General features: G+C 68.3%; 25 protein-coding genes. 10 read left to right on the forward strand and 15 right to left on the reverse strand.

Annotation, left to right across the window (positions count from 1 at the left end):
• From BME24068_RS13530 to BME24068_RS13540, 3 genes are all read right to left on the reverse strand, one after another.
• Positions 1-273: anti-sigma factor family protein (locus BME24068_RS13530; RefSeq protein ID WP_174926388.1), on the reverse strand; the 273-nt coding region annotated here is incomplete at its 3' end.
• Entirely contained in the window at positions 263-901 is a 639-nt protein-coding gene (locus BME24068_RS13535) for an RNA polymerase sigma factor (protein WP_174926389.1), read from the reverse strand. The genes BME24068_RS13535 and BME24068_RS13530, both read right to left, overlap by 11 nt.
• Before the next feature lie 157 nt (positions 902-1058).
• On the reverse strand, positions 1059-1970 hold the full coding sequence (locus BME24068_RS13540; protein ID WP_096503063.1) for a LysR family transcriptional regulator: 912 nt from the start codon (positions 1968-1970) through the stop codon (positions 1059-1061).
• A gap of 171 nt (positions 1971-2141) precedes the next feature.
• On the opposite strand from BME24068_RS13540, the gene gcl reads away from it, so the two are divergent.
• The 5 genes from gcl (at position 2142) to lysM (ending at position 6637) form a co-directional block, all read left to right on the forward strand.
• Positions 2142-3917 carry a glyoxylate carboligase gene (gene gcl / locus BME24068_RS13545; protein ID WP_174926390.1) on the forward strand — a complete coding sequence of 592 codons (1776 nt, stop codon included), beginning with the start codon at positions 2142-2144 and terminating at the stop codon, positions 3915-3917.
• 44 nt (positions 3918-3961) lie between these two features.
• A complete protein-coding gene (gene hyi, locus BME24068_RS13550; RefSeq protein WP_011657073.1) occupies positions 3962-4771 on the forward strand; it encodes a hydroxypyruvate isomerase in 810 nt (269 codons plus the stop codon).
• 42 nt (positions 4772-4813) lie between these two features.
• Positions 4814-5707: a 2-hydroxy-3-oxopropionate reductase gene (locus BME24068_RS13555; RefSeq protein WP_174926391.1), complete on the forward strand. Its 894-nt coding sequence runs from the start codon at positions 4814-4816 to the stop codon at positions 5705-5707.
• 322 nt (positions 5708-6029) lie between these two features.
• Complete coding sequence (locus BME24068_RS35290; protein WP_264161748.1) at positions 6030-6155, forward strand: hypothetical protein; 126 nt, start codon at positions 6030-6032, stop codon at positions 6153-6155.
• Positions 6156-6166: 11 nt separating this feature from the next.
• Positions 6167-6637, forward strand: a complete 471-nt coding sequence (gene lysM / locus BME24068_RS13565) for a peptidoglycan-binding protein LysM (protein WP_096503069.1) — start codon at positions 6167-6169, stop codon at positions 6635-6637.
• Positions 6638-6749: 112 nt separating this feature from the next.
• Here the strand turns inward: lysM and BME24068_RS13570 are convergent, their stop codons facing one another.
• Positions 6750-7772 carry an asparaginase gene (locus BME24068_RS13570; protein ID WP_174926392.1) on the reverse strand — a complete coding sequence of 341 codons (1023 nt, stop codon included), beginning with the start codon at positions 7770-7772 and terminating at the stop codon, positions 6750-6752.
• A 272-nt stretch (positions 7773-8044) separates the two neighbouring features.
• Here BME24068_RS13570 and BME24068_RS13575 point away from each other — a divergent pair, with 272 nt between their 5' ends.
• The 3 genes from BME24068_RS13575 (at position 8045) to BME24068_RS13585 (ending at position 9938) form a co-directional block, all read left to right on the forward strand.
• On the forward strand, positions 8045-8335 hold the full coding sequence (locus BME24068_RS13575) for a PsiF family protein (protein ID WP_006402283.1): 291 nt from the start codon (positions 8045-8047) through the stop codon (positions 8333-8335).
• A 335-nt stretch (positions 8336-8670) separates the two neighbouring features.
• Entirely contained in the window at positions 8671-9120 is a 450-nt protein-coding gene (locus tag BME24068_RS13580) for a hypothetical protein (protein WP_162826239.1), read from the forward strand.
• 230 nt (positions 9121-9350) lie between these two features.
• A complete protein-coding gene (locus BME24068_RS13585; protein ID WP_096503073.1) occupies positions 9351-9938 on the forward strand; it encodes a BPSL1445 family SYLF domain-containing lipoprotein in 588 nt (195 codons plus the stop codon).
• 99 nt (positions 9939-10037) lie between these two features.
• Here BME24068_RS13585 and BME24068_RS13590 read toward each other — a convergent pair whose 3' ends face one another.
• The 9 genes from BME24068_RS13590 to mltG all read right to left on the reverse strand — a co-directional run bounded on the left by BME24068_RS13590 (position 10038) and on the right by mltG (position 18623).
• Positions 10038-11102, reverse strand: coding sequence for a glycosyltransferase family 4 protein (locus BME24068_RS13590; RefSeq protein ID WP_174926393.1), 1065 nt, complete (start codon positions 11100-11102; stop codon positions 10038-10040).
• Positions 11103-11364: 262 nt separating this feature from the next.
• Positions 11365-12540: an AAA family ATPase gene (locus tag BME24068_RS13595; protein ID WP_096503077.1), complete on the reverse strand. Its 1176-nt coding sequence runs from the start codon at positions 12538-12540 to the stop codon at positions 11365-11367.
• Positions 12541-12572: 32 nt separating this feature from the next.
• Positions 12573-13745 carry a mechanosensitive ion channel family protein gene (locus BME24068_RS13600; RefSeq protein ID WP_174926394.1) on the reverse strand — a complete coding sequence of 391 codons (1173 nt, stop codon included), beginning with the start codon at positions 13743-13745 and terminating at the stop codon, positions 12573-12575.
• 96 nt (positions 13746-13841) lie between these two features.
• The gene (locus tag BME24068_RS13605; RefSeq protein ID WP_031399254.1) at positions 13842-14198 is read right to left on the reverse strand and encodes a Rap1a/Tai family immunity protein; all 357 of its coding nucleotides are present in this window, start codon (positions 14196-14198) and stop codon (positions 13842-13844) included.
• Positions 14199-14320: 122 nt separating this feature from the next.
• Entirely contained in the window at positions 14321-15031 is a 711-nt protein-coding gene (locus BME24068_RS13610; RefSeq protein ID WP_096503081.1) for an ankyrin repeat domain-containing protein, read from the reverse strand.
• 44 nt (positions 15032-15075) lie between these two features.
• Positions 15076-15855, reverse strand: a complete 780-nt coding sequence (locus BME24068_RS13615; RefSeq protein WP_096503083.1) for a TatD family hydrolase — start codon at positions 15853-15855, stop codon at positions 15076-15078.
• A gap of 79 nt (positions 15856-15934) precedes the next feature.
• Complete coding sequence (locus tag BME24068_RS13620; protein ID WP_174926395.1) at positions 15935-16963, reverse strand: DNA polymerase III subunit delta'; 1029 nt, start codon at positions 16961-16963, stop codon at positions 15935-15937.
• 19 nt (positions 16964-16982) lie between these two features.
• Positions 16983-17603: a dTMP kinase gene (tmk, locus tag BME24068_RS13625; protein WP_096503087.1), complete on the reverse strand. Its 621-nt coding sequence runs from the start codon at positions 17601-17603 to the stop codon at positions 16983-16985.
• On the reverse strand, positions 17604-18623 hold the full coding sequence (gene mltG, locus BME24068_RS13630) for an endolytic transglycosylase MltG (RefSeq protein WP_096503089.1): 1020 nt from the start codon (positions 18621-18623) through the stop codon (positions 17604-17606).
• 77 nt (positions 18624-18700) lie between these two features.
• Between mltG and ygfZ the strand changes: the two genes are divergently transcribed.
• Complete coding sequence (ygfZ, locus tag BME24068_RS13635) at positions 18701-19735, forward strand: CAF17-like 4Fe-4S cluster assembly/insertion protein YgfZ (RefSeq protein WP_174926396.1); 1035 nt, start codon at positions 18701-18703, stop codon at positions 19733-19735.
• Positions 19736-19811: 76 nt separating this feature from the next.
• Positions 19812-20657 carry an NRDE family protein gene (locus tag BME24068_RS13640; protein WP_096503093.1) on the forward strand — a complete coding sequence of 282 codons (846 nt, stop codon included), beginning with the start codon at positions 19812-19814 and terminating at the stop codon, positions 20655-20657.
• A gap of 14 nt (positions 20658-20671) precedes the next feature.
• Here the strand turns inward: BME24068_RS13640 and BME24068_RS13645 are convergent, their stop codons facing one another.
• Together BME24068_RS13645 and BME24068_RS13650 are read right to left on the reverse strand one after the other, a co-directional pair.
• Positions 20672-21061, reverse strand: coding sequence for a GNAT family N-acetyltransferase (locus BME24068_RS13645; protein WP_174926397.1), 390 nt, complete (start codon positions 21059-21061; stop codon positions 20672-20674).
• A 39-nt stretch (positions 21062-21100) separates the two neighbouring features.
• Complete coding sequence (locus BME24068_RS13650) at positions 21101-22060, reverse strand: alpha/beta hydrolase (protein ID WP_096503097.1); 960 nt, start codon at positions 22058-22060, stop codon at positions 21101-21103.
• Between the last annotated feature and the right edge of the window lie 13 nt (positions 22061-22073).

Genomic DNA, 22073 nt, shown 5'->3' on the forward strand with positions numbered 1-22073 from the left:
AGCGTCGGGCCCCGGCTCCGCACGGGATGGCCCGCGCGCCGCCGCCGCGTCGCCCGCCGCCGGCAACGCGGCAAGGATGCTCGCCCGCAGCGCATCCGGCGCCCGGTAATAGTCGGCCTGCCGCACGGCGCGCCCCAACGCGACGATCCGTTCGCGTTCGCGGCGGCATGCGTCGCAACCGTCGACGTGCCGCTGGACGCGCAACGCGTCGGGCGCCGACAGCTCGCGGTCGACATCCGCGTCGAGCAGCGCTCGCGCTTCGTTACAGTCCATCGCTCGCCTCCGCTGCGGTTCCGCCCGCCGACGCCCGCGCCGGCTTGCTCGCGCCCGCCGACGATCGCGCGTCGCCCAGCAACGCGGCCAGCCGGCGCCGGCCGCGCGCGAGCCGCGACATCACGGTGCCGACCGGCATGTCGGCGACCGCCGCGATCTCGCGGTAGCTCAAATCCTCCATCTCGCGCAGCACCAGCACCTCGCGATATTCGGGCGGCAACTGCGCGAGCGCCGCATTCACGCGCCGTGCGTTCTCCCCGCGCAGCAGCTCGGCGAGCGGATCTCCGGTCGCCGGTTGCCAGTCGTCGGGAACCTCGGTGTCGTCGAGCGCGTCGGGCAGCGCGACTTCGTGCGCGTGGGTCCGGCGGCGCCACTCGGTGTACCAGGTGTGACGCACGATCGTCAGCAGCCACGGCCGTGCGTTGTCGCCGCGGCACGCATCGACGAAACGCAACGCACGCATGCAGGCATCCTGGACCACGTCGTCGGCATCGCCCGCATTGCCGCTCAGCCAGCGCGCCAGGTTGTACGCGGCGTCGAGATGCGGCAGCACGAGCGCGCGAAACCGCTCGGCGCGCGCCAGCGCATCGTCCGTCCGCTCGTCGACCGCCTGTCCGGCTTGCCCCACATGGCCTCCCTGGTCCCGGCGGCCGAAGCCGCGCCCGCTCCCGCACGCCGCCCGGACGGACCGGCAGCGTGCGCGCTCGATGACCTTACCGCCATCGCATCGAGTTTATTCCCGCGAAAGGCCGATGAAGCATAAAAAACCGGCGTTGCCGCAGCCGTTACGGCGTGCTGCTCCAGTAGCCGGGGCGCGCGTATGCATCGCGCAGGTAGTCGATGAAGTAGCGCACGCGCGCGGGCACATAGCGCTGCTGCGGGTAGACCGCGAGGATGTCGTAGTCCGGCAGCGCGTATTCGTCGAGTACCGTCTCGAGTTCGCCCGTTTCGAGCTGCGCGGCGATTTCCCAGGTCGAACGCCAGCCGAGCCCGAGGCTTTCGGCGACCCAGCGGTGCAGCAGCTCGCCGTCGTTGCAGTCGAGATTGCCGGTCACGCGCATCGTCGCAATCTTGCCGTGGCGCTGGAAATACCAGCCGCGGTTCTGGCCGCCCTGCAGGTTGAACGCAAGACAGTTGTGCTTGAGCAGGTCGTCGAGCGATTTCGGCCGGCCGTGCCGGCGGAAATACTCGGGCGTGCCGCATACGACGCGCCGGTTCGACGCGAGCTTCACCGCGACGAAGTTCGGATCGACCGAGCCGCCGATCCGGATCGACAGGTCGTAGCCTTCGCGCACGAGATCCACGACGCGATCGGTCAGGTTGAACGACAGCTGCATCTCGGGCTTGTCGACCAGGAACCCGGGCGCGTGTGGCGCGACGTGCTTGCGGCCGAACGCGGCCGGCGCCGACACGATCAGGTGCCCGCTGACCGCGCGGCGCCCCGCGGCCAGTTCGTTTTCGGCCTGGTCCCATTCGGACAACAGCCCGCGGCAGCGTTCGAGAAACGCGGTGCCCTCCTCGCTGACCACCAGCCGCCGCGTCGAGCGGTACATCAGCTTCACGCCGAGGCGCTTCTCGAGCGCGTCGATGCGCCGCCCGAGCACCACCGGCGACACCCCCTCCTCGAGCGCGGCGGCCGCGAGGCTGCCCGCGTCCGCGACCCGCACGAACGTCTCGATCTGCTTGAAGCGATCCATCTGTTGTCTCCGTCCCGGTTCCGACGTCGGCGGGAAACCCCGGCCGGCGGTCATTCCATACTTTTAGTTTCGAAATAAGCGACTTCGGCTGATCTTATCAAACCTTTCCTGCAACCCTAAAGTGTCCCCAACAGACCGATTCGCAAGATTCCACCATTCAAGGAGACATTCATGGCCAAGATGAGAGCCGTCGACGCAGCCGTACTCGTGCTCGAGAAGGAAGGCATCCAGACCGCGTTCGGCGTGCCGGGCGCGGCAATCAACCCGTTCTATTCCGCGATGCGCAAGTCGGGCGGCATCAGCCACGTGCTGGCTCGCCACGTCGAAGGCGCGTCGCACATGGCCGAAGGCTTCACGCGTGCGGCACCGGGCAACATCGGCGTGTGCATCGGCACGTCGGGCCCCGCCGGCACCGACATGATCACCGGTCTCTACTCCGCATCGGCCGACTCGATTCCGATCCTCGCGATCACGGGCCAGGCACCGCGGGCGCGCCTGTACAAGGAAGACTTCCAGGCCGTCGACATCGAGTCGATCGCGAAGCCCGTCACGAAGTGGGCCGTCACCGTGCGCGAACCGGCGCTCGTGCCGCGCGTGTTCCAGCAGGCCTTCCACCTGATGCGCTCGGGCCGTCCGGGCCCGGTGCTGATCGACCTGCCGATCGACGTGCAGCTCGCCGAGATCGAGTTCGACATCGACACGTATGAACCGCTGCCGGTCTACAAGCCCGCGGCCACCCGCGCGCAGATCGAGAAGGCGCTCGCGATGCTCAACGACGCGGACAAGCCGCTGATCGTGTCGGGCGGCGGCGTGCTCAACGCGGCAGCCGAAGACCTGCTCGTGCAGTTCGCCGAAACGATCGGCGTGCCGGTGATCCCGACGCTGATGTCGTGGGGCGCGATTGCCGACGACCATCCGCTGATGGCCGGCATGGTCGGCCTGCAGACGTCGCACCGCTACGGCAACGCCACGATGCTCGCGTCCGACTTCGTGCTGGGCATCGGCAACCGCTGGGCGAACCGTCACACGGGCAGCGTCGAGGTCTACACGAAGGGCCGCAAGTTCGTGCACGTCGACATCGAGCCGACGCAGATCGGCCGCGTGTTCGGCCCGGATCTCGGCATCGTGTCCGATGCGAAGGCCGCGCTCGAACTGTTCGTCGCCGTCGCACAGGAATGGAAGGCGGCCGGCAAGCTGAAGGACCGCAGCGCATGGGTCTCGGAATGCCAGGAGCGCAAGCGCACGCTGCAGCGCAAGACCCACTTCGACAACGTGCCGGTCAAGCCGCAGCGCGTGTACGAAGAGATGAACAAGGTGTTCGGCCGCGATACCTGCTACGTCAGCACGATCGGCCTGTCGCAGATCGCCGCCGCGCAGTTCCTGCACGTGTTCAAGGCGCGCAACTGGATCAACTGCGGCCAGGCGGGCCCGCTCGGCTGGACGATCCCCGCCGCGCTCGGCGTGCGTGCCGCTGATCCGCGCCGCCCGATCGTCGCGCTGTCCGGCGACTACGACTTCCAGTTCATGATCGAAGAGCTGGCCGCCGGCGCGCAATTCAAGCTGCCGTACGTGCACGTCGTCGTGAACAACTCGTACCTCGGGCTGATCCGCCAGGCACAGCGTGCGTTCGACATGGACTACTGCGTGCAGCTCGCATTCGACAACGTGAACGCACCGGAGCTGAACGGCTATGGCGTCGATCACGTGGCGGTTGCCGAGGGCCTCGGCTGCAAGGCGCTGCGCGTGTTCAAGCCGGAAGAGATCGAGCCGGCGCTGCGTCAGGCGCAAACGCTCGCGGAAGAGTTCAGCGTGCCGGTGGTCGTCGAAGTGATCCTCGAGCGCGTGACGAACATTTCGATGGGCACCGAGATCGACGCGATCAACGAATTCGAAGAGCTCGCCGAAAAGGCCGAGCATGCGCCGACCGCGATCTCGATGCTCGACTGATCCGCACGACATTTTTTGACTGACCGACCGAAGAGGCTTAGCTCATGCCGAAGTTTGCTGCAAACCTGACCATGCTGTTCAACGAAGTGCCGTTCCTCGACCGCTTCAAGGCGGCCGCCGACGCGGGCTTCGACGCCGTCGAGTTCCTGTTCCCGTACCCGTACGCGAAAGAGGAACTCGCCGAGCGGCTCGAAACGCACCGCCTGCGCCTCGTGCTGCACAACCTGCCCGCCGGCAACTGGGACCAGGGCGAGCGCGGCATCGCGTGCCTGCCCGATCGCGTCGGCGAGTTCCAGGAAGGCGTGGGCCGTGCGATCGAGTACGCGAAGGCGCTGAAGGTGCCGCAACTGAACTGCCTCGTCGGCATCCCGTCGGCCAGCACGGCGCGCGACAAGACCTTCGTGACGATCGTCGACAACCTGCGCTTCGCCGCCGATGCGCTGAAGCGCGAAGGCATCCGCCTGCTCGTCGAGCCGTGCAACAGCTTCGACATCCCGGGCTTCGCGCTGAACCGCTCGTCCGAAGGGCTCGACGTGATCCGCGCGGTCGGCTCGGACAACCTGTTCCTGCAGTACGACATCTATCACATGCAGCGCATGGAAGGCGAACTGGCCGCGACGATCGAACGCAACCTCGCATCGATCGGCCACGTCCAGCTTGCGGACAACCCGGGCCGCAACGAGCCGGGTACGGGCGAGATCAACTACGCGTTCCTGTTCGCGCTGCTCGACCGGCTCGGCTATGCCGGCTACGTCGGCTGCGAATACAAGCCCCGCACCACCACGACGGAAGGGCTCGGCTGGCTGCAAAGCGTCGCCGGCTGCGCACCGGGCTCGGCGCGTCGCGCCGCCTGAGATCCGCCCTTCCCGCATCCGCCCCTACAAGGAGACTTTCACATGGCAACCATCGGTTTCATCGGCCTCGGCATCATGGGCGCGCACATGGCGCGCAACCTGCTCAAGGGCGATCATCAGCTCGTCGTGAACGGTGCGTTCCCGATTCCGGACGACCTGCGCGCAAGCGCCAAGGTCGTCGCGAACTCGACCGAAGTCGCGCAGAACGCCGACATCATCATCTCGATGGTCCCGGACACGCCCGACGTCCGTAACGTGCTGTTCGCCGACGACGGCGTCGCGAAGGGCCTGAGCGCCGGCAAGCTGGTGATCGACATGAGCTCGATCTCGCCGCTCGACACGCAGGCATTCGCGAAGCAGATCAACGCGCTCGGCTGCGACTACCTCGACGCGCCGGTGTCCGGCGGCGAAGTCGGCGCACGCGAAGCGACGCTCACGATCATGGTCGGCGGCCCGGAGCAGGCCTTCGAGCGCGCGAAGCCGCTGTTCGAGAAGATGGGCAAGAACATCACGCTCGTCGGCGACAACGGTGCGGGCCAGACCTGCAAGGTCGCGAACCAGATCATCGTCGCGCTGAACATCGAAGCGGTCGGCGAGGCGCTGCTGTTCGCCGCGCGCTCGGGCGCCGATCCGGAGCGCGTGCGCCAGGCGCTGATGGGCGGTTTCGCCGCATCGCGCATCCTCGAAGTGCACGGCGCGCGCATGACCAAGCGCACGTTCGATCCGGGCTTCCGCATCGAGCTGCACCAGAAGGACCTGAACCTCGCCCTCGACGGCGCACGCAAGCTCGGTCTCGCACTGCCGCACACGGCAAGCGCGCAGCAACTGTTCAGCGTGTGCGCATCGCACGGCGGCAAGGCATGGGATCACTCGGCACTCGTGCGTGCGCTCGAGATCATGTCGAACTTCGAAATCGGCCAGACGCCGGCCGCGTAACGCGGCTGCAACGGCGCGCGTTTCGCCGCAATGGCGAACGCGCGCGACGAATACACGCGAACCGGCTCGCGGCCGGTCGCATCGATGCGCGTGCACGCGCGCATCACGGTGGGGCGCCCCGCCGCGCATTGCCAAACGCATGCGCGGCGGGGCGAAAAACGCCGCTCTGGGCTGAGAGCGGCGTGGTGGGGTCCGCAGCGGCACCCGGCGGCGCCGGGGAAGCCTTGGTCGGTCAGACGTCGTCGTTGGGTGTCCGCCTGTCGGATTTCGCGTATTACACTTCTTTACGTTCGTGCGTGCGATTTTTCATGCAATCGTCGCGATGAACGCCTACACTTTCGCCACGCCTTTCGAGAAATCCGCCGCGCTTGCGCTCACCTTCGGTGGCCGCGTCCAGCGCGGTGTTTTTTTCGCCACTTCACGGCGCGTTTCCTTTTCAACCACCTAGGGAGTGCAGCGATGGGTCTTCTTTCGTTTATCAAAGAGGCGGGTGAAAAACTGCTGGGTCATGCCGACGAGCAAGCGGCAGCCGATCCGAATGCCGCGAACCAGACCGCGGCCGATGCCATCAAGAACTACATCAGCACGCAAGGTCTCGACACGTCGAACCTGACCGTCGCGTTCGACGGTGCGTCGCGCACGGTCACGCTGTCGGGCAGCGTCGCCGATCTCGACACGAAGGCGAAGGTCAAGGTCGCGGCCGGCAACGTGCAAGGCGTCGCGGGCGTGAACGACGACGATCTGCAGCCGGACGATCCGCAAGTTCAGTACCACGACGTGAAGTCGGGTGACACGCTGTCGGCGATCGCCAAGGAAGTGTATGGCGACGCGAACAAGTACCCGGTGATCTTCGAGGCGAACAAGCCGATGCTGTCGAGCCCGGACCGGATCTACCCGGGCCAGAAGCTCGTGATTCCGCCGCAGTCCTGAGCACTCGCGCAGCACTGACGTAAAAAAGGCAGGCCGTCGGCCTGCCTTTTTCATTCGTGTGACAGCATGTCGTTTCATGCGTCACGCACACCGCCCGACGGGCAGCCATCGGCTACAGCGTATCGAATGCGCGTTGCAGCGCGTCGCGGCCCCGAATGCCGTTCGCGAGCGCGAGCATCAGCAGCACGCGCGCCTTGAACGGGCTCAGCGACCCGGCGCTCACGAAGCCGAACGCGTCGTCGTTCGCGGCACCGTTGCGCATCACGTGGCCCGAGCCGACGCGCGACGCGCGCACCACGGCGACCCCCGCGTTCACCGCATCGGCGAGTGCCGCCTGCAGCGTCGCATGAATCGACCCGTTGCCGGTGCCCGCGACGACGAGCCCGCGCACGCCGGCCGCAACGAGCGCATCGACGGCCGTGCGCGTCACGCCCGCATAGCTAGTGACGATTTCGACCCACGGCCACGCAGCGGCGATCGCCAGTTGCGCATCGCGCGAACGCGTGACGCGGCGCGCGAATTCGACGCGGCCGTCCTGCACCCAGCCGAGCGCGCCGAGCTCCGGCGTCTGGAATGCGTCGACCGCATAGGTGCTCGTCTTCACGACGTCGCGCGCGCCGTGGATCCGGTTGTTGAACGCGACAAGCACACCCTGCCCGCGCGCGGCCGGATGAGCGGCGACCGTCACCGCGTTCAGCAGGTTCAGCGGGCCGTCGGACGACAGCGCGGTGGCCGGCCGCATCGCGGCGGTCAGCACGACGGGCTTGTCGCCGGTCACGACCAGATGCAGCGCGTACGCGGTTTCCTCGAGCGTGTCGGTGCCATGCGTGATCACGATGCCGTCGATGTCCGGATCGGCCATCAGCGCGTCGATGCGCGCGGCGAGCGTGTTCCACAGCGGCAGCGCGAGATCCTTGCTGTCGATGCTGGCGATCTGCTCCGCGTCGACGCGCGCGACCGATGCGAGCGCCGGCACCGCGTCGAGCAGGAAATTGACGCCGAGCGCGCCGGCCTGATAGCCGGCGGTGCTGGTCGCGTCCGGCGCGGCGCCGGCGATCGTGCCGCCGGTGGCGAGTACGGCGATACGCGGCAAGGCTGCCGCGGACGGGGGAAAAGCGGGGTTCGGAGTATTCATGGCCGCGATTGTAATGGCTCACGGCCGGCATCCGGTAGGACCGGCGCGCAGTATCGATATCGGCCGCCCCGCGTCATGGTTTGTCCCGATCGCCGGCACCCATCCGCCGTCAACGGTCGCGCCGCCCGCGGCGTTATAGGAAGGCCGTTTTGGTGTTTTCACATTGATTTGCCATAATCGGAGCGCACGGCGCGATGCGGCCCTGTTCCCGTTGCGCCGGGTTTCGTGACGGCGTCGATATAAAACGCAATTCACCCCATGGGAGTGTCGAAATGAAAATCCAATCGCTCGTAGCCGCAGTACTTCTCGGCGGCATGCTGGCTTCCCCGGCTTTCGCCGCGAACAGCCAGCAGGACAAGATGAAGGCCTGTAACACCCAGGCCGCCGGCAAGACGGGCGACGAACGCAAGGCGTTCATGAAGGACTGCCTGTCGGCCAAGCCCGCGAAGAAGATGACGCAGCAGGAAAAGATGAAGGCCTGCAACACCCAGGCCGCCGACAAGAAGGGCGACGACCGCAAGGCATTCATGAAGAGCTGCCTGAGCAGCCAGCCGGCCGCCTGAACCCCGGCGCTCCCGTCTCGAATGCCGCGCACCGCTTCGGCGGGCGCGGCATTTTTGTTTTCGCTGCACGCACGGCGGCGCGCGCGACCCGGCAGCGGATGCGTCGCCGCGTCGGCCGCCCGGCGACAACCGCGCCGCAGCGCACGCACACACACGCCCCCCACACCGCCGCCTTCCCGCCCCGCTTCCCCGGCACGCCGCGCGAATGCCGCACACGATGCGGCAATTCGCCGCGTTTTCTTCTATGATGGCTGCAACGCGGCCCATCCAAGTACAAGACGCGCCATCGGGCCGCCCTCAGACGAACGCGCACGCCGCGTCAAACGGAGGCATGGATGGCATGGAGACAACACCGCTGGTTCCGCCGCTGGGTGATCGTGATCGTATTCTGGGCCGTGCCCGTCGCGATCGTCGCCGTGCGCGAGATCCGCGAGGAAATGGCGTACAACAAGGCCGATCTGCAGCTCGCCCTGACCACCTGGCAGCTCACCGACGCGCAGCAGGCGGCCGGCGCCGCCGCGAAGTGCCATGGCGATCCTGACGAAGCGCACGCGGCCGGTTGCCCGGCCGACGTGCTCGCGGCCAACGCGGCACGCCAGCAGGCGGCCCGCGACGAATACGTGGTGCGCCGCAACACGCTCGCCGGCTATCTGTGGCATGCATTCGTCGGCTACTGGGTCGTGCCGGCCGCGTTCCTGTTCGCGTGCGGTGTGGTGATCGCGCTGATCCGCCGCGCGCTGCGGCGCCCGCCGATCAAGCCGCCGGTGCCGCCCGTCCCGCACTGACGCCGCGGGCCCTGCCCGCGCGCCCTGTCTTTCCTTGCCCGCCGCCGACCGTACGCGCGACGCGCCGGCGCGCGCCGATCCGGCCGTTGGCGCGCCGCGACACCCGAAAACGATTTGACGCTTTTTCACGTCCGAACGAAAAGGGGTTGTAATCCACTGTGATATAACTGCCGACGTGATCCGCTCCTTGAGCGAGACTCACTCCGAACATCATCCGATGGAGAAGAACGATGCAAAAACGGAATCTTGTGCTGAAAGCCGCCGCTGCGCTCATCGTCGGTAGCCTCGCGCTCACCGGTTGCACCACCACCCCCGACAAGCCCGACAACGCCGCAACCAACGCGTCGAAGCGTCAGGCGATCGATTCGAGCGTCGACGCCACGCTGTCGCGCATGTACTCCACGGTCAAGGGTTCGCGTGAACTCGTCGCGAAGTCGCGCGGCGTGCTGGTCTTCCCGGACGTGATCCAGGCCGGCTTCATCGTCGGCGGCCAGTCCGGCAACGGCGCGCTGCGCGTCGGCGGCAGCACCGTCGGGTACTACAACACGTCGTCGCTGTCGGTCGGCCTGCAAGCCGGCGCGCAGTCGAAGGCGATCGTGTTCCTGTTCATGACGCAGGACGCGCTCGACGAATTCCGCGGCTCGGACGGCTGGGCAGCGGGCGCCGGCGCCTCGGTCGCGCTCGTGAAGATGGGCGCGAACGGCGCGGTCGACACGACCACGGCCACCGCACCGGTCCAGGTCATCGTGCTGACGAACGCCGGCCTGATGGGCGACGTGTCGATCAACGGCACGAAGGTCACGAAGCTGAAGATCTGACGCTGCGGCAGCCTCGCCCGTGCGCCCCGCGCGCGGGCGACAGACAAACGGCGATGTCCTTGCGGGCATCGCCGTTTTTTCATGTGCGCGCGCAGCGGCTCAGGTCGTCGAATCGATCACCTTGAAGCGCGAGCGCTTCTGCGCGCGAATCAGCGACTGGTACACGTCGACGTACTGCTGCGCCATCCGGCGCGACGTGAAGCGCGCCTCGAAGCGCTGCCGCACGCGTGCGCGCGGCAACAGGTGCAGCCGGTTCACGGCGGCCACCGCGCTGATCTCGTCCTCGACGATGAAACCCGACACGCCCTCGTCCACGACTTCCGGCACGGCGCCGCGATTGAACGCGATCACCGGCGTGCCGCACGACATCGCCTCGATCATTACCAGCCCGAACGGCTCCGGCCAGTCGATCGGAAACAGCAGCGCATGCGCGCCCGACAGGAATTCGGCCTTCTGGTGGTCGGCGATCTCGCCGATGTACTCGACGTGCGGCAGCGCGAACAGCGGCTTGATCTCGCGCTCGAAGTACTCCTGGTCGGCCGCGTCGATCTTCGCAGCGATCCGGATCGGCAGCCCGCACTGGCGCGCGATGCGAATCGCGGTGTCGACCCGCTTCTCCGGCGAAATACGGCCGAGGAACGCGAGATAGCGCGGCTCGACGGGCTGCGGCAGGTACATCGTCTCGGGCAGCCCGTGGTAGACGGTCGTCAGCCACTTCGCCTGCGGCAGCGGCTGGCGCTGCGCGTTCGAGATCGAGATCACCGGCGCGGTGTTGAAGGTGTCGAACACCGGCTGCTGCTCGGGCAGGTCGAGCCGGCCATGCAGCGTCGTGACGAACGGCGTTTCCTGCCGGTTGAAGACCGAAAACGAGTAGTAGTCCATGTGGAAATGGAGCACGTCGAAGTCCTTCGCGCGGCGCGCGACCGTCTCCATCAGCAGCATGTGCGGCGCGACCCGGTCGCGGATCGACGAGTCGAGCCGCAGCGCGCGCGGCCATACCGGTTCGAGCTTCGCCCGTGTCGTCGAATCGCCGCTCGCGAACAGCGTCACGTCATGACCGAGATCGACCAGCGCCTCGGTGATGTAGGACACGACGCGCTCCGTGCCGCCGTACAGCTTCGGCGGCACGGATTCGGTCAGCGGGGCGATCTGGGCAATTCTCATGATCCACGTCTCCTGTGTCCTCGGTCGGCCGGCAGGTGCGCTCGTGCGCGCCCCATCCCGTACGAGCGGGCCGGCCGGATATCTCATTATTATTCGCGATCCCGAGGCCCGGAAGCGCCGGTCTTGCATTTTATGGGGGTTGTTACAGACCGGATACATTCTGCCGGGTGCCCTCCCGTGCGGCGCCGATGCGGGCGTACCGCCCCGCCTGTCCGGCCTCGCCCGCCCGCCGCGGCGATCCCGGCCAGCCTGACCGTGCCCGTCAGCGCGACGGCCACTTCCACGGCGGCAGGTCGCGCGTGTCCGCGTCGACGAGCACGGTCGCGCCCAGCTGCTTGTCGAGCACCAGCGACGCGCAACCGGCCTCGCGCTCGAGCGTCGCGATGAGCCGCGCCGCGTGCGACACGACCAGCACCTGCGAACGCCCGGCCGCCTGCGCGATCAGGCGGCCGAGCGCCGGCAGCAGATCGGGATGCAGGCTCGTTTCCGGTTCGTTCAGCACCATCAGCGCGGGCGGCCGCGGCGTCAGCAGCGCCGCCGCGAGCAACAGGTAGCGCAGCGTGCCGTCCGACAGCTCGGCCGCCGACAGCGGCCGCAGCAGCCCCGGCTGGCGCATCAGCACGTCGAAGCGGCCGCGGCCGCCCGGATTGTCGATGTCAACCGACGCGCCGGGGAACGCGTCGTCGATCGCCGCGTCGAGCGCGGCGGCGTCCCCGATCTCGCGGATCGTCTGCAGCGCGGCGGCCAGGTCGGCACCGTCGTCCGCGAGCACCGGCGTGTGCGTGCCGATGTGCGACTGGCGCGCGGGCGCCTGCGCGTCGGTCCGGAAATGATCGTAGAAACGCCACGAGCGGATCCGCTCGCGCACCGCGATCATCTCCGGCGCGCCGACCGGATCGGCGAACTCGGTCATCATGCTGTCGAAGCTCGCGACCGGCTGCGGCACCGTGTGCCAGTCGCCCGAGGCGGTGCGCGCGCGAATCTGCGCGCCCTGCCGGTCGACCAGCAGCGTCGACGGGCGCAGCAGCGCGCCGCCCCAGATGCATTCGCGCTTCACGACGGGATCGAGCGCGAACTGCGAACGGCTCGGTGCCGGCAGACCGAGATCGATCGCATAGCCGAAATCGTCGCCGGCAAAACCGAGCCTGAGGCTCACGGGCCCGCTGCGCACCGTGCCGGTCACCGGCGTGTCGCCGTTCAGCATCGCGCGCGAAAAGCGCTCGGGGCCGGCCCACAGCGTCGACGGCAGCCCGCCTTCGCGCGCGAGCGACGGAATCACGCGGCCCTGCGCGGTGTCGGCGAGCAGCCGCAGCGCGCGGTACACGCTCGACTTGCCGCTGCCGTTCGGCCCCGTGACGACGGTGAGCGCCGCGAGCGGCACGATCAGCTCGCGCAGCGAGCGGTAGTTGGCGATGGCGAGCGTCTTCAGCGCGGTCATGGATAGGAATGGCAGCAGGTACGGGCGCGCGTTCAGCGGCCTTCGGTGGCCTTCGGGTCGGCCGCGGTATTGGCCGCCGTGCTGGCGGCAGGCGGACGCGCGTGCGGCCGCTCGGGATTGGGCTCTTCCGGCGCCGAATCGTGCGGATACAGCTCCATCCGGCTGCGCGGCAGGCATTGCGGATAGCGCGCCTGCAGGTACGCGATCAATCCCTCGCGCACGCGGCAGCGCAGATCCCAGCACGCCGACGCATCGGCGGCACTCACCAGCGCGCGCAACTGCATCGTGCGCTCGGTCGCGTCGGTCACCTGCAGCACCTGCACGCGGCCGTCCCACTCGGGCGCCGCATGGACGAGCCGCGCAAGCTCCTCGCGCAGCGGCGCGAGCGGCGTGCGGTAGTCGACCGACAGGAACACCGTGCCGATGATCTCCGAGCTGCTGCGCGTCCAGTTCGTGAACGGGTTTTCGATGATCCACTGCAGCGGGACGACGAGCCGCCGCTGGTCCCACAGCCGCACCGACACGAACGAACCGGTGATTTCCTCGATGCGGCCCCATTCGCCCTGGATCACGACGACGTCGTCGAGCCGGACCGGCTGCGTGAGCGCGATCTGCAGTCCGGCGATCAGGTTGCCGAGCACCGGCCGCGCGGCGATACCGGCGACGAGACCCGCGACGCCGGCCGACGCCAGCAGGCTCGCGCCGACCTGGCGCACGTTCGGGAACGTCATCAGCGCGGCGCCCGTGCCGATGATCACGATCAGCACCATGACCGTCCGCACGAGCACCTTGGCCTGCGTATGGATGCGCCGTGCGTGCAGGTTGTCGGCCGTATCCATCGGATGGGCCTGGATGATCGCATCGCCGACGCCGGCCGCGAGCCGCACCAGCAGCCAGGTCAGCGAGACGATCGAGCCGACCGCGGCCGCGGTGCGCATCCCGCGCACGAACGACATGCCTTCGTCGGCCTGGATCCACAGGAATTCGAGCGCGAGCAGCGCGAGCGTGACGAGCGACGGCTTGTCGATGTAGCGCAGGATCACGCTCATCAGCGGATACGGCTGCGCGATACGCTTGACGATGCGTGCACCGAGTCGATGCACGATCACGACGACCAGCACGACGACGACCGACACGAACAGCGTGCCGAGCCACGAATGCAGCGGCGCATCGGCGATGCGCTGCAATTCCTCGATTGAAATCATCGGCGCCCGGGATGCTTCGGTTATGAGGCGCATCGGCCTCGTCCTGGATGCGTCGGCGATGTCCGGGTGTCGCACGCACCCGGACGCGGCGTCAAATCAGTTGCCGCCCTTGCAGGGAAACGCCTTGCCGAGACCGAGCGACACCGCGGTGCTCGCGTTGTAGTCGGCCAGCTTCGGATTCTCCGCGATGTACTTGCGCACCGCGTCGGTCATCTGCTGCGCCCGGATGTCGGGCGGCAGGCAGAAATACTGCCCGACGCGCGGCCCGGTGGTGCCGCCGATCGCGTCGATGGTGTTGTAGACGCCATCGGCGGCGCCTTCGATGTAGGCCGCGCACGATGCTCGCGACTTGACGTCCGTCTTCGCGCACAGCCGGTCGAGATCCGCGCCCGTGAACGCCGCCGCCGACAACGGCACGGCAAACGCCGCGGCACAAAACATAGCCCGCAACATGGTGTTCCTTATGTCAATGCGGCCCGAAGGCCGCTCACTGCGCTGACCGGCGCGGCGGCCGGACGCCCGCTGCCGGCCGGTTTCCGGCCGGCCGGGCGCGCCCCGCCGTCGCGCCGAAACCGTCATTTTGCACTCTTTTGCGCATCTGCCGGCGTCGAGGCGCCGATGCGCACCGTCCGCTTGGTCAGAATCTCGATGGCGTCCGGCGCCTTGTAGTGCTTCGCGAAATCGAGCGCGGTGATGCCGAGCTGGTTCTTGACCTGCGGATCGGCGCCCTGGTCGAGCAGCAGCGTGACCGTCGACGCATGGTTGCCGCGCGCGGCCATCATCAGCGGCGTCGTGCCGTTCGGCGACGCGGTGTCGATGTAGGCGTCGTGGTCGAGCAGGATCTTCACGACCGCGTCCTGGCCGTTGGTGGCCGCGTAGTGCAGCGGCGCCCAGCCCTTCTTGCTGACTTCCGCGCCCTTGTCGATCAGCAGCTTGACGAGCCCGACGTCGCCGTTCAGCGACGCGAGCATCAGCGCGTTCTCGCCGGCCTTGTCTTCCTTCTCGAGATCGACGTTCGGCGTCGTGGCGAGCGCCGCGGCGACCTTGTCGGACTTCTCGCGCGCGGCGATCACGAGCAGCGGATCGCCGTTCGGCGCGAGCGTGTTCGGATCGAGCTTGCCGCTCTTGAGTTGCTGGCCGATGTCGGCGATGTCGTCGAACTTGACCGCCTTGACGACAGCGTCGAGCGACTCGGCGTGTGCGCCGGCGGCAGCAAACAGGCCGCTCGCGACGAGCGCGGCGGCGACGAGTGCGCGCTTGGGCAGGTATGTGGTCGGCTTCGTCATTGTTGTGGGCTCCTTCCCTGGGTTGTGGGCTGTGCCGCGCGTCGTTAGCGAGCGATCTTGAACAGCCGGAAAAAATTTTGCGTCGTCGCATCGGCGAGCGCCTCGACGGCGATCCCGCGTTCCGATGCGATAAAGCGTCCGACATGGCTGACGTACGCAGGTTCATTCGGCTTGCCGCGATACGGCACCGGCGCGAGGTACGGCGAGTCGGTCTCGATCAGCAGCCGGTCGAGCGGCACGCGCCGCGCGACGTCCTGTACGTCGGTGGCGTTCTTGAACGTGACGATGCCCGACAGCGAGATATGGAAGTTCTGCGCGAGCGCCTGCTCGGCAACCGGCCACGGCTCGGTGAAACAGTGCATCACGCCGCCCGGCACGTCCGCGCGCTCCTCGGCCATGATCCGCAGCGTGTCTTCCGACGACGAGCGCGTGTGGATGATCAGCGGCTTCATGGTCGCGCTCGCCGCACGGATATGCGTGCGAAAGCGTTCGCGCTGCCACTCCATGTCGGCGATCGAGCGGCCTTCGAGCCGGTAGTAGTCGAGGCCCGTCTCGCCGATCGCGACGACCTTCGGGTGCGCGGCCAGCTCGACCAGCTCGGCGAGCGTCGGCTCCCGTGCGTCCTCGTGATCCGGATGCACGCCGACCGATGCGTAGACGTTGTCGTGCGCCTGCGCGATCGCGAGCACGTCGGGCAGCGTCTCGAAGTCGACCGACACGCACAGCGCGTGCGTGACGTCGTGCTCGCGCATGTTCTCCAGCACGGCCGGCAGGCGGTCGGCGAGACCCTTGAAATTGATGTGGCAGTGAGAATCGACGAACATCGTGTTTCCTGAATACGTAAGGCGGGCGCTCACGCGCTCGCCGGCAATCGTTTCCCTACCCGGCGGAAATAATCCCCGCTCACGAAAACATTTCCCGATAACCGAGAAACAGTTCCTCGAATACGAGCCGCGCGTTGAGCGGATGGTTCTCGACGGTACGCTGGCGCGTCACGGCCTTCATGAAGCGCGCGAACGCATTCGCGTCGACCGCCTCGGCGCAGCGCGCGAGCGCCGTCGCGTGCGTCGGGAAGTAACGCGGCGCGCCCGCCATCCGCTGCGCGAGCAGATCGTACAGCCAGCGCTGCAACCAGCCGAGCACGAGCGGCATCGGCAGCTTCTGCAGCGCCTCGCCGCACGCGAACGGATCGCACGCGGCGCCGGCCGCGAGCTGGCCGAGCGTGAAGTCGCGCAGCGGCCGATTCTCGTCGCTCGCGAGCGCCAGCGCGGCGAGCGGCGCGCCGCCGGCTTCGGCGAGCAGCGCACGCGCATCGTCCACGCCTTGCGCCGTGAGCCACGCCTGGGCCGTCTCGGGCGCCGGCACGGTCATCGGCCACTGGCGGCAGCGACTGATGATCGTCGGCAGCAACCGGTCGATACGCGCCGACACCAGCAGGAACACGACGCCCGACGGCGGCTCCTCGAGCGTCTTCAGCAGCGCGTTCGACGCAGCGACGTTCAGCGCCTCGGCCGGATACAGCACGACGACGCGCGCGCCGCCGCGGTGCGAGCCGACTCCGCAAAAGTCGAGCAGCGCACGCACCTGCTCGATCTTGATTTCCTTGCTGGGTGCGCGCGTCTTCTTGCCGCCGTCGTCCGCGTCGGCCGGCTTCGCATCGTCGGCCGCGCCGGGCGCTTCGCCCGCGAGCGCCTCCGGCAGCACGATCCGGTAGTCCGGATGGTTGCCTTGCGCGAACCACGTACAGGCCGCGCAGGTGCCGCACGGCTCGCCGTTCGGCTGCGGCGCTTCGCACAGGAAGCCCTGGGCGAGATGCTGCGCGAACTGCAGCTTGCCGATCCCGGCCTGGCCGTGCAGCAGCAGCGCGTGCGGCCATTGCGCGCGCAGTTGCTGCAGGCGGTTCCAGTCGTCGGTCTGCCACGGATAGATCATGTCGTGCGTTCCTTGCGTGTTACAGCGCGGCGAGCACGCGTTCGAGCTGCTGGCGAATCTCGGGAATCGACTGCGTCGCGTCGACGATCGCGAAGCGGTGCAGCGCCTCTTCCGCGCGCCGCAGGTATTCGCTGCGCGTGCGCGAGAAGAACGCGTCCGACTCGCTTTCGAACTTGTCCGGCATGCGCGCGGCGCCGCGGCGCTCGCTCGCGACTTGCGGCGCGACGTCGAACAGCACCGTCAGGTCCGGCTGGAAACCGCCCTGCACCCAGCGCTCGAGCGTCTCGAGCTTGTCGCGCGGCAGCCCGCGGCCGCCGCCCTGGTACGCGAACGTCGCGTCGGTGAAGCGATCGGACACGACCCAGTCGCCGCGCGCGAGCGCGGGTTCGATCACGAGTGCCAGATGCTCGCGGCGCGCAGCGAACATCAGCAGCGCTTCGGTCTCGAGATCCATCGGCTGGTTCAGCAGGATCTCGCGCAGCTTCTCGCCGAGCTGCGTGCCGCCCGGCTCGCGCGTGACGACGACCTGCCGGCCGCTCGCGGCCAGCTTGTCTTGCAGGCGTTCGCAGAACCATTGCAGGTGGGTGGTCTTCCCCGCCCCGTCGATGCCTTCGAACGTGATGAATTTACCGCTCGCCATTTATTGACCTCGTATGTACTTGTCCACGGCCTTGTTGTGATCGCCGAGCGTGTCCGAGAACACGCTCGTGCCGTCGCCCTTCGCGACGAAATACAGCGCGCTCGTCCGGGCCGGATTGATCGCCGCCTGCAGCGAGGCAACGCCCGGCAGGGCAATCGGCGTCGGCGGCAACCCGCGGCGCGTATAGGTATTGTAAGGAGTGTCCGCCTGCAGGTCGCGCTTGCGCAGGTGGCCATCGTACGCGTCGCCGAGACCGTAGATCACCGACGGATCGGTTTGCAGCGGCATCCCGATGCGCAGCCGGTTCGCGAACACGGCCGCGACGAATCCGCGATCGGCCGCATGGCCCGTTTCCTTTTCGACGATCGACGCGATCGTCAGCGCATCGTAAGGCGTCTTGTACGGCAGCCCCGGCGCACGCGCGGCCCATGCTTCGTCGAGGCGCGTCTGCATCAGGTGGTACGCGCGCCGGTAGATGTTCAGGTCGCTCGTGCCCTTGTCGAACAGGTAGGTGTCGGGAAAGAACAGCCCCTCGCCGCTGCCGCGCTGGATCGCGGTGTCCGACGCGCCGATCGCGCGCAGCAGCTCGGCATCGCTCATGCCGGCCGTCGCGTGCACCAGATCGGGATTGCCGTCGAGTTCCGCACGCATCCGCTTGAAGGTCCAGCCTTCGATCACCGTCGCGACGTATTCGTTCACGTCGCCGCGCGCGATCTTCTGCAACACTTCATAAGGCGTGATCCCGGTCTTGAATTCGTAGTTGCCGGACTTCAGCCGGCTCGACAGCCCGAGCAGCCGCGTCATCGCGACGAACCCGAACGGCTCGATCGGCACGCCGCCGCGCTTGAGCTGCACCGCGACGCTTTTCACGCTGCTGCGCGGCTTGATCGTGACGTCGAGCGACGCGGCGCCCAGCAGCAACGGCCGGCTCGCCCAGTAATACCCGCCGCCCGCGCCGGCAGCGGCCACAACGACGGCCAGCGCCACGACAGTCGCGGCGCATTTCTTCAGTAGGGACATGGAAACGTGACTCAGGTAAGACCCATATAATACTTGCTCGCCTTCGTCAAAGTCAGGGTTGACTGTTCCCTCATTCCATGAGCACACCGTTCGCTTCACCGGCTGCCCAGGCCGCATCTGCCTCGCTCCCCGTTTTCCCCCGCCCGTCCGCCGCCGATTTCGACGCGCCGGGCGCCTGCATGCCGCTCGCGCAGTTCGGCGTGATCGACGTGGCCGGCGACGACGCCGCGACGTTCCTGCACAGCCAGCTCACCAACGACATCGAGCATCTCGATGCCGCGAGCGCGCGCCTGTCCGGCTATTGCTCGCCGAAGGGCCGCCTGCTCGCGTCGTTCCTCGCGTGGCGCGCCGGTCACGGCGTGCGCCTGCTGGTCTCGAAGGACGTGCAGGCCGCCGTGCAGAAACGGCTGTCGATGTTCGTGCTGCGCGCCAAGGCGAAGCTCACGGACGCGAGCGACGCGCTCGCGGTGGTCGGCTTCGCCGGCGACGTGCGCGACGCGCTGTCGGGCATCTTCGACGCGCTGCCGGACGGCGTGCACGTGAAGGTCGACGGCCCGGCCGGCGCGCTGATTCGCGTGCCGGATGCCGCTGGCCGCAAGCGCTACCTGTGGATCGGGCCGCGCGCGGAAGTCGACGCGCGCCTCGCCGCGCTCGCCGGCACGCTGCCGGTGGTGTCTCCCGCCGTGTGGGACTGGCTCGACGTTCGCGCGGGCGAGCCGCGCATCACGCAGCCGGCCGTCGAACAGTTCGTGCCGCAGATGGTCAACTTCGACGTGATCGGCGCCGTTAACTTCAGGAAGGGGTGCTACCCGGGCCAGGAAATCGTCGCACGCAGCCAGTATCGCGGGACGATCAAGCGCCGCACCGCGCTCGCGCACGTCGCCGGCGAGACCGACACCGTGCATGCCGGCATCGAGCTGTTCCACAGCGACGATCCGGGCCAGCCGTGCGGGATGATCGTCAATGCGGCGGCAGCGCCCGCGGGCGGCGTCGACGCGCTCGTCGAGATCAAGCTGGCCGCGCTCGACAGCGGCACGGTGCACCTCGGTTCGGCCGACGGTCCGGCGCTCGCGTTCGATGCGCTGCCGTACACGTGGCCGACGGAAGTGTGATGCACTGATAACCCGTTCGCGCGCCGGTGCGCACGTTGCAGCCGGCGCCCGATGTTTCCTGCGAGAGATTCGCCCGATGTGTCTGATTGCCTTCGACTGGCAGCCTGATGCCGCCGCCGGTCCCGTCTTTACCCTCACCGCCAACCGCGACGAGTTCTTCCGTCGCACGAGCGCGCCGCTTTCATGGTGGGAGGACGTGCCGGGCGTGCTGGCCGGCCGCGATCTCGAAGCCGGCGGCACGTGGCTCGGCGTATCGCGCGACGGTCGCTTCGCGGCGCTGACGAACTACCGCGCGCCGTTCGACATTCGCGCGGGCGCGCCGACCCGCGGCAAGCTCGTCTCCGACTTCCTCGGCGGCCCGTCCGTCGCGCCGCTCGATTATCTCGGCGCACTGGCCGAGCACGCGGCCGTATACAACGGCTTCAACCTGCTCGTCGGCGACTGGAAGCGCCGCGAGCTCGCGTGGTTCTGCAACCGCGCGGCCGAAGGCGAAACGGGCGTCGCCGCGCCGGTGGCGATCACCGCCGGCGTGCACGCGCTGTCGAATGCGCGGCTCGACACGCCCTGGCCGAAAGTCGTGCGCAAGCGCGCGGAACTCGGCACGCTGCTGACCGACAACCCGACGCCGTCGCTCGACGAGTTGATCGAGCTGATGCGCGACACGCATGTCGCCGACGACGATGCGCTGCCGCACACCGGCATTCCGCTCGAGCGCGAACGTGCGCTGTCGGCCGCGTTCATCGAAACGCCCGAATACGGCACGCGCGGCACGACCGCGCTGCGCGTGACGATGAAGGAAGGCGTGCGGCTGACGGTCGACATCAAGGAACGCTGCGACGACGACGGCTCGCACCGCACCGTGCGCCCGGGCACGTTCGAGCGCGCCGTCACGTTCGACATCGACGCGACGAAGCCGCGCTGAACAGGCGCGCGGCGCTACGGCGCGCGCGCCATCTCGACGTGCCGCACGCCGACTTCGACGAACGGTTCGCCGACGGCCGCGAAGCCGTGCCGCTCGTAAAACGACACCGCGGCATCCAGCGCGTAGAGCCGCACGAGCGGTTCGCCGCGGTGCCGCGCCGCATCCAGCAGCGCGTGCAGCACGGCTGACCCGGTGCCCTGCCCGCGCGCGTCGGCCAGCACCGCGACGCGGCCGATCGTCATGTCGACCCGGTAAGCGACGGCATGGAGCGACAGCAGATCCTCGTCATCGAGTTCCCATTCCGGCGGAATCCGCTGTTCGCGCACGAACACCGCATCGCGAATACGCGCGGCATCGCCGCCGAGCGACGTCCAGTCGCCCGTTTCCACCCAGCTGTCCGTCATCGCTTCCTCCGCGCGGCGCCCGCGCCGCCGCCAACGCCGTCAAACGGCGTCGAATGCGGCCTTGAGCGCCGCCACCGCGTCGGCATGCGCGGCGCGCACTTCGGGCACATAGCCGCCCATCTTGAAGAACTCGTGGATCATCCCAGGATAGCAGACCAGCGTGACCGTATTGCCGGCCGCGCGCAGCTTGTCCGCGTAAGCGGCGCCTTCGTCGCTCAGCGGATCGTATTCGGCCGTCGCGATCCATGCCGGCGCGACGCCCGCGAACGACGGCGCATCGCGCTTGCCGTCGAGCGGCGCGAAGCGCCAGTCGTCGCGATCCGAGCGGTCGCGGACGTATTGCCCGAAGAACCACTGGATCGTGTCCTGCGTCAGCAGATGGCCGCTCGCGAGCCGCGCGTGCGATTCGGTGTCCTGGTAGCCCGTCACGCCCGGATAGATCAGCATCTGCAGCGCAAGATCGATGCCCGCGTCACGCGCGAGCACTGCGCAGACCGTTGCCAGCGTGCCGCCCGCGCTGTCGCCGCCGACCGCGAGTCGCGCGGCGTCGATGCCGAATGCGGCGGCCTCGCGATGCAGCCAGCGCACTGCGTCGTCGGCGTCGTTCACCGCGGTCGGAAACTTGTGCTCGGGCGCGAGCCGGTAGTCGACCGACAGCACCGCGCACTGTGCGTCGCGCGCGAACATCCGGCACAGCGCGTCGTGCGTATCGATGCTGCCGACCGTGAAGCCGCCGCCGTGGTAGTAGACGAGCGCGGGCAGCGGTTCGGCGAGGCTCGGCTCGACCGGCAGGTACAGCCGCGCGCCGATCGTGCGGCCGTCGCGCGTCGGCACGACGCACGCTTCGACCGAATGCATCGGCGCCGGCGCGACGTCGAGGATCGGCGCGCTCTTCTCGTACGCGGCGCGCGCCTGCTGCGGCGTCTGCTGGTGATAGGACGGACGTTTCGCGCGCTCGACCATGTCGAGCACCTGGGCGATCTTCGGATTCAGCGGCATGGGCGAGAACGGC

Source organism: Burkholderia anthina, from assembly GCF_902498995.1.
GTDB classification, from domain to species: domain Bacteria; phylum Pseudomonadota; class Gammaproteobacteria; order Burkholderiales; family Burkholderiaceae; genus Burkholderia; species Burkholderia anthina.